Origin of the sequence: Jatrophihabitans sp. (genome assembly GCF_051960575.1) — a bacterium.
Lineage (GTDB): Bacteria > Actinomycetota > Actinomycetes > Mycobacteriales > Jatrophihabitantaceae > JBQCEE01.
Genome location: NZ_JBQCEE010000189.1, coordinates 1 through 9,787, shown reverse-complemented (window position 1 = coordinate 9,787; position 9,787 = coordinate 1). Strand labels below are relative to the sequence as shown.

General features: G+C 73.4%; 11 protein-coding genes. 6 read left to right on the top strand and 5 right to left on the bottom strand.

The genetic code is table 11. From position 1 onward, the window contains the following. Nucleotides 1-205: 205 nt before the first annotated feature. Both ACTHMS_RS10660 and ACTHMS_RS10655 read right to left on the bottom strand, forming a co-directional pair. Nucleotides 206-1,321 carry a DNA glycosylase AlkZ-like family protein gene (locus ACTHMS_RS10660; protein ID WP_440306639.1) on the bottom strand — a complete coding sequence of 372 codons (1,116 nt, stop codon included), beginning with the start codon at nucleotides 1,319-1,321 and terminating at the stop codon, nucleotides 206-208. A gap of 2 nt (nucleotides 1,322-1,323) precedes the next feature. Then, nucleotides 1,324-1,731: a DUF3224 domain-containing protein gene (locus ACTHMS_RS10655; RefSeq protein WP_440306638.1), complete on the bottom strand. Its 408-nt coding sequence runs from the start codon at nucleotides 1,729-1,731 to the stop codon at nucleotides 1,324-1,326. A 62-nt stretch (nucleotides 1,732-1,793) separates the two neighbouring features. On the opposite strand from ACTHMS_RS10655, the gene ACTHMS_RS10650 reads away from it, so the two are divergent. Further along, a complete protein-coding gene (locus ACTHMS_RS10650) occupies nucleotides 1,794-2,771 on the top strand; it encodes a helix-turn-helix transcriptional regulator (protein ID WP_440306637.1) in 978 nt (325 codons plus the stop codon). A 28-nt stretch (nucleotides 2,772-2,799) separates the two neighbouring features. Here the strand turns inward: ACTHMS_RS10650 and ACTHMS_RS10645 are convergent, their stop codons facing one another. Beyond that, nucleotides 2,800-3,093 (bottom strand): hypothetical protein, encoded by a 294-nt coding sequence (locus ACTHMS_RS10645; RefSeq protein WP_440306636.1) that lies wholly within the window; start codon nucleotides 3,091-3,093, stop codon nucleotides 2,800-2,802. Beyond that, the gene (mca, locus tag ACTHMS_RS10640; RefSeq protein WP_440306635.1) at nucleotides 3,090-3,977 is read right to left on the bottom strand and encodes a mycothiol conjugate amidase Mca; all 888 of its coding nucleotides are present in this window, start codon (nucleotides 3,975-3,977) and stop codon (nucleotides 3,090-3,092) included. Before mca ends, ACTHMS_RS10645 begins: the two co-directional genes overlap by 4 nt. A gap of 124 nt (nucleotides 3,978-4,101) precedes the next feature. Here mca and greA point away from each other — a divergent pair, with 124 nt between their 5' ends. Continuing rightward, nucleotides 4,102-4,599 carry a transcription elongation factor GreA gene (greA, locus tag ACTHMS_RS10635; RefSeq protein WP_440306634.1) on the top strand — a complete coding sequence of 166 codons (498 nt, stop codon included), beginning with the start codon at nucleotides 4,102-4,104 and terminating at the stop codon, nucleotides 4,597-4,599. Nucleotides 4,600-4,732: 133 nt separating this feature from the next. Here greA and ACTHMS_RS10630 read toward each other — a convergent pair whose 3' ends face one another. Continuing rightward, a complete protein-coding gene (locus tag ACTHMS_RS10630) occupies nucleotides 4,733-5,206 on the bottom strand; it encodes an Lrp/AsnC family transcriptional regulator (protein WP_440306633.1) in 474 nt (157 codons plus the stop codon). A gap of 78 nt (nucleotides 5,207-5,284) precedes the next feature. Here ACTHMS_RS10630 and ACTHMS_RS10625 point away from each other — a divergent pair, with 78 nt between their 5' ends. Genes ACTHMS_RS10625 through ACTHMS_RS10610 form a run of 4 tightly spaced genes read left to right on the top strand, consistent with a single transcriptional unit; the run spans nucleotide 5,285 to nucleotide 9,609 of the window. After that, the gene (locus ACTHMS_RS10625) at nucleotides 5,285-6,709 is read left to right on the top strand and encodes a sigma 54-interacting transcriptional regulator (protein WP_440306632.1); all 1,425 of its coding nucleotides are present in this window, start codon (nucleotides 5,285-5,287) and stop codon (nucleotides 6,707-6,709) included. Continuing rightward, nucleotides 6,706-8,664, top strand: coding sequence for a VWA domain-containing protein (locus tag ACTHMS_RS10620; protein WP_440306631.1), 1,959 nt, complete (start codon nucleotides 6,706-6,708; stop codon nucleotides 8,662-8,664). Before ACTHMS_RS10625 ends, ACTHMS_RS10620 begins: the two co-directional genes overlap by 4 nt. A 34-nt stretch (nucleotides 8,665-8,698) precedes the next feature. Beyond that, complete coding sequence (locus tag ACTHMS_RS10615) at nucleotides 8,699-9,142, top strand: DUF2269 family protein (RefSeq protein WP_440306630.1); 444 nt, start codon at nucleotides 8,699-8,701, stop codon at nucleotides 9,140-9,142. Between the two features lie 17 nt (nucleotides 9,143-9,159). After that, nucleotides 9,160-9,609: a GNAT family N-acetyltransferase gene (locus tag ACTHMS_RS10610; RefSeq protein WP_440306629.1), complete on the top strand. Its 450-nt coding sequence runs from the start codon at nucleotides 9,160-9,162 to the stop codon at nucleotides 9,607-9,609. The last annotated feature ends 178 nt before the right edge of the window (nucleotides 9,610-9,787 follow it).

Below are 9,787 nucleotides of genomic sequence, written 5' to 3'. Positions count from 1 at the left end.
GGGGGGGCCAACGCCCTTCGGCCCCGGTCGCGCGCCCCCCGCGGGGGCCCGGGCGCGGCGCCCACCCCCGGGGGGGGAGTCAGCGCCGGGGGGCCCGCGCGGCCCCTGCCCCGGCGATGATCTCGGGGAAACCCGGGCCAGGACCGGGGTTTCCCCGAGATCATCGCGGGTCGGGGCGGGGTGACGACGGTCGGACGCGCGGAGCTCAGCCCCGGGCGAGCGTCACCGACCCGGCGCCCCGCACGGCGGCCACGCGCTCGGCCTCGGGCTCGAGCGCGTCCCAGACGTCCTGGGCCAGGGCGCCGAACGGTTCGACGGTGATGGTCAGCTTCGTGCCCGACGTCTTCGGCCGCCACGCGCCGACGATCTCGCCATGGGCGAGCACCGCACCCGGGCGTCCGAGCACCGGCCAGAGCGTCTTCTGCGCCGCCTTGTCCGGCACGAGCAGCGCACGGTCGCGGGCCTGCAGGAACGGGTCGAACCCACCGAGCAGCCGCACGGTCTTCGGCTCGGGCGCGCCCTCGAGCGCGCGGGCCGCGTCGGCCGGGATCCAGGCCGTCCGGCCGTCGACCCGCACCTCGACGAGATCGTCCGGCCACGCCGCGCGGGCGTCGGCCCGCCGCGCCTCGACGTAACCCGCCACCTCGACCTCGGTCGCCGGGCCGAGCAGGCGCAGGTAGTCGGTGAACAGTCGGCGCAGCGCCGCCACGTCGGTCTCGCGCGGGCGGCGCGCCTTCGCCCGCGGGTGCAGCACCGGCGGCGCGGTGCCCGGCTCGAGTTCGAGCCCGGCGGCCAGCGACGAGACCCGCATGGCCGAGTCGGAGATGTGGGAGGTGCCGCAGGCGCGGCAGTTGCGCCGCATCGTCTCGGGCAGCCGCTTCGTGACGGCCGTGCTGGTCTCGCCCTTCGGCTTGGGCCGGGCGACGACGTCGTGCATCGCGTCGACGGCCCGCTCGAACTGCTCGAGCGCGGTGATGCCCGCGCGCTCGACGCTGGGCCCCGTCTCGTTCAGCCGGCCAGCGGCGTCGGCCTCGCTCAGCGGGAAGAGCGCCTCGGCGAGCGCGTCGAGGTCCTTGCGGCGGTGCACGTGCGGGGCGCCGCGCAGCGACCAGACCAGCGCGAGGCGGTGTCCCGGGCCCACGGCGTCGGGCGACGGCGGCTTCGCGAGACGGTTGGCGAACGAGAGCCGCGCCTGCTCGCCGGGCCCGTCCTGCACGCCGATGTCGAGCACGGCGAGGTCGCCGACGGCCGAGGCGGCGGCGTCGAGCCCCTGCGCGGCGACGCGGTAGGCCAGCACCTGCTTGCGGTCGACGGTCAGCATGCTCACTCCGGCAGCTCGTAGTCGAGGGTCAGGGTGTACTCCATCGCCTCGGCGGCGTAGCTACCGCTCCCGCGCAGGCCGGCCAGCGCGCCGGTGCCCGAGCCCTGCACCACCTCGAGCTGCGTCGTGGCGGTGCCGCCCCGGTGATCGCCGCGGGCCGCGAGCACGAAGCTGCCCTCGCGGCCCGCGAGCGTGCCGGTGACGTGCTCGAAGCCGGTGTACGGGCCGACCAGTGACTGCGGGTCGGCGGGGTCGCCGTCGACGTAACAGATCGTCAGCGAGCAGGTCGACTCGCCGACGAGGTCGCCCGCCCAGCGCGTGGTGAAGCGGGCGGTGGCGACGGCGGGCACGCTGGTCGACGGGGTCTCGTCCCAGGACTGGCCGGTCACGGTGATCGTTGCTGTGGTCATGCCTCGCAGCCTGCCCGCCGAACCTGACATCAACTGTCAGGTTTTCCTGCGAAGATCGTCGCGTGCGGGCCAGCCGGTTGTTGAGCATCCTGCTGACGCTGCACGCGCGGGGGCAGGCCAGCGCGAGCGAGCTCGCCGCCGAACTCGAGGTCTCGGTGCGCACGATCTACCGCGACATCGAGGCGCTCGGCGAGGCGGGCATCCCCGTGTACGCGACGCGCGGACGGCACGGCGGGGTGCGGCTGCTCGAGGGCTACCGCACGCGGCTGACGGGGCTGTCGCCGGACGAGGCGGATGCGCTGTTCCTCGCCGGCCTGCCGGGTGCGGCGTCCGATCTCGGGCTCGGGGACGTGCTCGCGACGACCCGGCTCAAGCTGCTCGCCGCGTTGCCGGACGGCCTGCGCGACCGGGCCGCGCGCATCCGCGACACGGTGCTCGTCGACGCGCCGGGGTGGCAGCGCGAGCCCGAGCGGCCGCCCTTCCTGCCGGTGCTGGCGGAGGCGACCTGGACGACTCGCCGGGTGCGGGTGCGTTACGAGCGGTCGAACCGGGCGGTCGTCGACCGGGTGCTCGAACCGCTGGGGCTCGTGCTCAAGGCGGGCACCTGGTACGTCCTCGCACGCGCCGACGGCGGCGGCGAGCCGCGCACCTACCGGGTGTCGCGCGTGCTGACGGCGGCGGTGCAGGACGAGGTCTTCGCGCGGCCCGCGGGGTTCGACCTGGCCCGGTCGTGGTCGGACTACCAGCAGGACTACACCGAGCGGCTCTACCGCGCCGAGGCGTCCGTACGGCTCGACGCGACCGGACGCGACCTGCTGTTCCTGGTCGGCACGGTGCCACAGCGCCGGGCGCGGGACGCGATGGGGCCGGTCGACGACACCGGCTGGGCCGAGACCGTGATCCCGATCGAGTCGGTGCGGCACGGCCATCACGCGTTGCTGCAACTCGGCGAGCACGTCGAGGTGCTCGGCCCGCCGGACCTGCGCGCCGCGTTCGCCACCACGGCGGCCGAGCTGGCCCGCCGCTATGCGGCGGGCTGAGCGCGACCCGCGACGCGGCGCCGCGCCGTCAGGACGTCGGCGGGGCGCGCGGGGGGCGCGTCGCGGTGGAGGCCGGCGGCGCGGCCACCGGCGAGCCCGGCGTCTCGACCGTCGGCGCGACGTCCGCGGCCGCCGGTGTCACCGGACGGCCGTGCGCGTCGCGCGTCTCGCCGGGGAAGGACTCGCGCACGTTCCGCATGTGCCGCGACATCGAGCGGAACAGGAAGAAGCAGACGACGCAGAGGATCAGGATGATGCCCAGCCCGATCGGGCCGGACTTCAGCGGCTCGTTGTTGACGGCCAGCACCACGGTCGGGCTCATGCCCCCACCCTTTCCCGCACGCCCGCGAACAGGTCGTCCTCCGGCACTTCGGAGTCGACCAGGCTGCGTGCCAGTTCGAAGTCCTCGGTCGGCCACGCGCGCTTCTGCAGGTCGAGCGGCACCTTGAAGAACCAGCCACCGGGGTCGACCTGGGTCGCGTGCGCGATGAGCGCGCGGTCGCGGCGCTCGAACCAGTCGGCCACCGGGACGCGGGTGGTGATCTTCGGCGGACGGAGCTTGCCCTGCCACTCCTCACGCCGCTTGCGCCACTCCTCGAACGGCGACTCGAGCCCGGCGTCCAGCATCGCCTGGTGCAGCGCCTCGCTGCGCTCGACGCTGAAGCCGACGTCGTAGTACAGCTTCAGCGGCTGCCACGGCTCGCCGGCGTCGGGGAACGCGTCGGGATCGGGCGCCGCCTCGAAGGCCGCGACGCTGATCTCGTGGCAGCGGATGTGGTCGGGGTGCGGGTAGCCACCGTTCTCGTCGTAGGTGGTCATGACGTGCGGGCGGAAGCGGCGCACCTCGGCGACCAGCCGCTCGGTGGCCTCGTGGAGCGGCGTCAGCGCGAAGCAGCCCTCGGGCAGCGGCGGCAGCGGGTCGCCCTCGGGCAACCCCGAGTCGACGAAACCGAGCCAGCTCTGCTGCACGCCGAGGATCGCGCGGGCCTGGTCCATCTCGCGGCGACGGATCTCGGCGATGTTCTCCTCGATCTCCGGGCGTCCCTGCAGCGCCGGGTTGAGGATGCTGCCGCGCTCGCCGCCGGTGCACGTCACGACGAGCACCTCGACGCCCTCGTCGACGTAGCGCGCCATCGTCGCGGCGCCCTTGCTGGACTCGTCGTCGGGGTGCGCGTGCACGCACATCAGGCGCAGTGCTTCTGTCACGCGTCCATTGTTCCCGACGCCACCGACAACCTGCCTGCGCGCTCGCTCGTTTGGCCTGCAACAGGTGGCCGGTGTTACGTTCTTTGTTTCGTTCCGCCCGTTCCACCGTGTCAGGAGCCCTCACGTGACCACCTCCGACGAGACCGCCGTCACCTGGTTGACCCAGGAGGCCTACGACCGACTCTCGCGGGAGCTGCAGGAGCTGATCGACAACCGGCCGGCGATGGCCAAGGAGATCAACGACCGGCGTGAGGAGGGCGACCTCAAGGAGAACGGCGGCTACCACGCCGCCCGCGAGGAGCAGGGCAAGCAGGAGGGCCGCATCGTCCAGCTGCAGACCCTGCTGCGCACCGCCAAGGTCGGCGAGGCGCCGGTCAGCGACGGCGTCGCCGGCCCCGGCATGATCGTCACCGTCCGCTGGGACGGCGACGACGACACCGAGACCTTCCTCATCGGCTCGCGCGAGGAGGCCGAGACGGCCGGCGTCGAGGTCTACTCGGCCGCGTCCCCCCTCGGCAAGGCCCTCACCGGCAAGCGCGAGGGCGAGACCGCCGAGTACGAGGCCCCGAACGGCAAGACGCTCAAGGTCACCCTGGTCAAGGCCGCCCCGTTCAGCGGCTGACCTGCCCCGTTCCGCGTGACGGATCCCCGCCGTGAGTGCCGGATCGCGCGCCCGGGTGACGGATCGCGGCCGCGGGTGACGGCGTTTTCGCCGTCAGTGGATCTTCCGATCCGTCACCCGATCACCCCGTCCGTCACGCCGTCCCGTCCACGAGCGGCAGCACGCGGTAGGGCACCGGCTTCGACAGGGCGATGACCGTCGAGGTGCGCACGATCTCGGGGTACTGCGTGACCCGGTCGAGCACGTGCTGCAGCTCGGCGTTCGAGCGGGCGACGAGCCGGCAGAGCATGTCGCCCTGGCCGGTGATCGTGTGCACCTCGAGCACCTCCGGGATCTCGCGCAGGTGGGCGAGCACGTCCTGCCCGCGTCCCTGCCGGATCTCGAGCGTCACGAAGGCGGTCACGGCGAAGCCGAGCGCCTCCGGGTCGAGGTGCGGGGCGAACGACGCGATGACGCCGCGCTCGACGAGCCGGTCGAGACGCGACTGCACGGTCGCCCGCGCGACGCCGAGGCGGCGCGAGAGTTCGAGGACGCCGACCCGCGGCGCCTCGTCCAGCGCGCGCAGCAGACGGGCGTCGAGATCATCGATCGGGCGCGACGACGGCACGGCGCCACTCTCGCACGGTGACGCCCGCGTGGTCGCGTGGTGGCGGGATCGCCCCGCACCGACGTAGCGTCGGATGGCGTGACAGCACCGGCCATCGCCACCCTCGCCGACCTGCGCGCCTCAGGGCACGTGCACCGCAGCGTCAAGGCCGAGATCCGGCAGAACCTCATCGCCCGGCTGGCCGCGGGTCAGCCGTCGCTGCCGGGCATCGTCGGCTTCGAGGACACCGTGGTGCCCGAGGTCGAGCGCGCGCTGCTGGCCGGCCACGACCTCGTGCTGCTCGGCGAGCGCGGGCAGGGCAAGACCCGGCTCATCCGCACCCTCACCGGCCTGCTCGACGAGTGGACGCCGGTGGTCGCCGGGTGCGAGATCAACGACCACCCGTACGCCCCGGTCTGCTCGCGCTGCCAGTCGCTGCTGGCCACCGAGGGCGAGCTGCTGCAGATCGACTGGCTGCACCGCGACGCCCGGCTCGGCGAGAAGCTCGCCACGCCCGACACGTCCGTCGGCGACCTCATCGGCGACATCGACCCGATCAAGGTGGCCGAGGGCCGCACGCTCGGCGACCCCGAGACGGTGCACTACGGCCTCGTGCCCCGCACGAACCGCGGCATCTTCGCGGTGAACGAGCTGCCCGACCTCGCCGAGCGCATCCAGGTGGCGCTGCTCAACGTGCTCGAGGAGCGCGACATCCAGGTGCGCGGCTACCAGCTGCGCCTGCCGCTCGACCTGCTCGTCGTCGCGTCGGCGAACCCCGAGGACTACACCAACCGCGGTCGCATCATCACTCCGCTGAAGGACCGCTTCGGCGCCGAGATCCGCACCCACTACCCGCTCTCGCTCGACACCGAGCTGTCGCTGATCGCGCAGGAAGCCGCGGTGCTGTGGACCGACGCCACCCACGGGGCGCCGCTCGTGCCGACCCACGTGCTCGAGGTGGTCGGCCGCTTTGCGCGCGCCGTGCGCGACGCCCCGCAGGTCGATCAGCGCTCGGGCGTCTCCGCCCGCTTCGCGATCGCCGCGGTCGAGACCGTCGCCGCGTCGGCCGTGCGCCGCGCAGCCATCAACCACGAGGGCGCCGCCGTCGCGCGGGTCTGCGACCTTCCGTCGGTCGTGCCCGCGTCGCGCGGCAAGGTCGAGTTCGACGACGCCGACGAAGGACGCGAGTTCGAGGTGCTCGAGCACCTGCTGCGCCGCGCCATCGCCGAGACCTACCGCAGCCGGCTCGCGGGCCTCGACCTGCGTCCGCTGCAGGAGAAGTTCGACGGCGGCCTCACCGTCACCACCGGTGACAACATCGGTGCGAGCGAGCTGCTGCAGCAGGTCGGCGCCGTGCCGGTGCTGTCGACGCTGCTCGACCGTCTCGAGCCGGACGGCGTCGGCGAGGGCCCGGCCGCCGTCGGCATCGCCGCCTCCGTCGTCGAGTTCGCCCTCGAGGGGCTGCACCTCAACCGCCGCCTCGCCAAGGACTCCGACGGCGGCCGCACCATCTACGGACGATGAGCAGCCGCTACGGCGCCTGGAACGGCGGTCCCGACCCGCTGGCGCCGCCCTACGACATCCGCGAGGCGCTCGACGAGATCGGCGACGACGTGCTGGCCGGCATGTCGCCGCGGTCGGCGCTGAACCGTCTGCTGCGTCGGGGGGCGAACGGCCGCAACGGCCTCGACTCGCTGCGCCGCCAGGCCCGCGAGCGCGCCCGCGAACTGCGCCGCAGCGGCCGGCTCGACGGCACGCTGCAACGCATCAGGGAGCTGCTGGACGAAGCGGTCGAGCTCGAACGGCAGGCGCTGTTCCCGGTGCCCGACGACTCGGCACGCATGGCCGAGGCCGAGCTCGACGCCCTCCCCCGCGACACCGCCCGCGCCGTGCAGGAGCTGCAGGACTACCAGTGGCGTTCGCCGGAGGCACGCGCCACCTACGACCAGATCCAACAGCTGTTGCGCGACGAGGTGCTCGACGCGCAGTTCAAGGGACTCAAGGACGCGCTGCAGAGCGCGACGCCCGAGGACATGGCGCGCATCCGCGAGATGATGTCGGCGCTGAACGACATGCTCGACGCGGACGCGCGGGGTGAGCACACCCAGGAGCAGTTCGACGAGTTCATGCAGCAGTACGGCGACTTCTTCCCCGAGCAGCCGCAGAACCTCGACGAACTCGTCGACCAGCTCGCCCGCCGCGCGGCCGCAGCTCAACAGCTGTTGAACTCGCTCAGCGCCGAGCAGCGCAACGAGCTCGCCGAGCTGATGGCGCAGGCCATGAACAACGCCGGGCTGGCCGAGCAGATGGCCCGGCTGCAGCGCGGGCTGCAGGCGGCGCGTCCGGATCTCGAATGGGGCGGCCGCCAGCGCATGGACGGCGACCAGCCCATGGGGTACGCCGAGGGTACCGGGGCGCTCGCCGAGCTCGCCGACCTCGACCGGCTCGAGGAACTGCTCGACCAGGACTACCCCGGCGCGTCCATGGACGACATCGACGAGGAGCTCGTCGAGCGGGCGCTCGGGCGTGCCGCCGTCGACGACGTCGAACAGCTCAAGCGCATCGAGCGCGAACTGCGTCAACAGGGCTACCTGCAGCGCGGCGGCGAGGGGCTCACCCTGTCGCCGCGGGCGTTGCGACGCCTCGGATCGACCGCGCTGAAGCGGGTCTTCGCGATGGTCGAGTCGAAGGGCCGCGGCTCGCACGACGTGCGCGACGCCGGCGCCGCGGGCGAGATCACCGGCGCGAGCCGCGAGTGGCGCTTCGGCGACGAGCAGCCCCTCGACGTCGTGCGCACCGTGCGCAACGCGGTGCTGCGGTCGGGCGCGGGCCGCGACGTGCGCCTCGCACCCGAGGACTTCGAGGTGGTCGAGACCGAGCGGCGCGCGTCCGCCGCGGTGGCACTGCTCGTCGACATGTCGTACTCGATGGAATTGCGCGGCACCTGGGGCGAGGCGAAGACCACGGCGCTCGCGCTGCACTCGCTGGTGTCGACGAAGTACCCGCAGGACTCGATCGAGATCATCGGCTTCAGCGACTACGCCCGCGTGCTGTCGCCGAGCGCGCTCGTCGACCACGACTGGGACCGCGTGCAGGGCACCAACCTCCAGCACGGCCTGATGCTCGCCCGGCGCCACCTGGACAAGCACCGTGGCGCCGAGCCGGTGATCCTGGTGATCACCGACGGCGAGCCGACCGCGCACCTCGCCCCCGACGGCTTCGCCGACTTCGCCTGGCCGCCGACGCCCGAGACGATCGCCGCCACCCTCGCCGAGGTCGAACGCTGCACCCGTCGCGGCGCGACGATCAACGTCTTCATGCTCGACGACGACCCGCGGCTGGTCGCGTTCATGCAGGAGGTCGGGCACCGCAACGGCGGCCGGGTCTTCCTGCCGAAGCGCGGCGCCCTCGGCGAGTACGTGGTGGCCGACTACCTCGCCGCCCGCCGTGGCCGGCGTCGCGGCCGCGCCGCCGGCTGACCGGCCCCCCAGCGCCGGTCGGTAGGGTCGGGTCGTGAAGGATCTGCTGCTCGCGCTGCACCTGCTGTTCGCCATCTTCGCCGTCGGCCCGCTCGTGCACGCCGCCACCACCGCCGGACGCGGGGTGCGCAAGGGCGACGGCGGCGCCACCGCCGCGGCGTCCCGGATGCTGCGCATCTACTCCTACGCGTCCGTGCTCGTGATCATCGCCGGCTTCGGGCTGATGTCGCAGAAGGAGGACGGTCAGATGCTCGGCAAGTTCACCCAGCCGTGGATCTGGGTGAGCCTGCTGCTCTGGCTGGTCGCGGTCGGCGTCGTGCTCCTGGTGATGGTGCCCTCGCTCGACAAGGTCACCGCGGCCATCGGACGCGAGGAGTCGGTCGTCAGCATGACCGGGCGCATCGCCGCGTCCGGCGGCGTGGTCGGCCTCGCCTTCGTGGTGATCGTGGTGCTCATGGCCTACAAGCCGGGGCACTGAGCACCCTGGACGCCACGGTGGACATCCGGCTCGTCGACGCCCTCACGACGCGCGCGCTGCGGCGCACGGTGCTGCGGCCGAGCTGGCCGGTCGACGAGCCGGTGCACGGCGACGACGCGCCCGACTCGCTGCACCTCGGCGCGTACGACGGTGACGAGCTGGTCGCGGCCTGCATCCTGCTGCCGCGGCCGTATCCGCAGCGTCCGGACGAGACCGGCACCTGGCAGCTGCGCGGCATGGCCACCGCCGAGGCCGTGCGCGGGCGAGGCGTCGGCACCACGCTGCTCGACGCCGCCCTCGACGAGGTGCGGCGCCGCGGCGGCCGGCTGCTCTGGTGCGAGGCCCGCGTGACCGCGATCGGCTTCTACGCGCGCAACGGTTTCACCGTCGACGGCCCCGAGTACGCGCACGCCGAGACGGGCGCGCCGCACCACTACGCGTCCCGCCCGGTCGACGCGGGAACCTGATCGCGGGGCCACCTCGTCCCCTGAGGGGGTTGCAGGCACGGACCGGCCGGAGGTGAGGCAGTGCGCGACGAAGCGGGCTTTCGGGCGTTCGTCCAGACGAACGGCGCCGCGCTGCAGCACGCCGCCCGGCTGCTGACCGGTGACCACCACCGCGCCGAGGACCTCGTGCAGACGGCGC

Excerpts from the sequence above, each read along its gene's own strand:
- ACTHMS_RS10660 (WP_440306639.1), bottom strand. The coding sequence starts at position 1,321 with ATGCTGACCGTCGACCGCAAGCAGGTGCTGGCCTACCGCGTCGCCGCG.
- ACTHMS_RS10655 (WP_440306638.1), bottom strand. The coding sequence starts at position 1,731 with ATGACCACAGCAACGATCACCGTGACCGGCCAGTCCTGGGACGAGACC.
- ACTHMS_RS10645 (WP_440306636.1), bottom strand. The coding sequence starts at position 3,093 with ATGAGCCCGACCGTGGTGCTGGCCGTCAACAACGAGCCGCTGAAGTCC.
- ACTHMS_RS10620 (WP_440306631.1), top strand. The coding sequence starts at position 6,706 with ATGAGCAGCCGCTACGGCGCCTGGAACGGCGGTCCCGACCCGCTGGCG.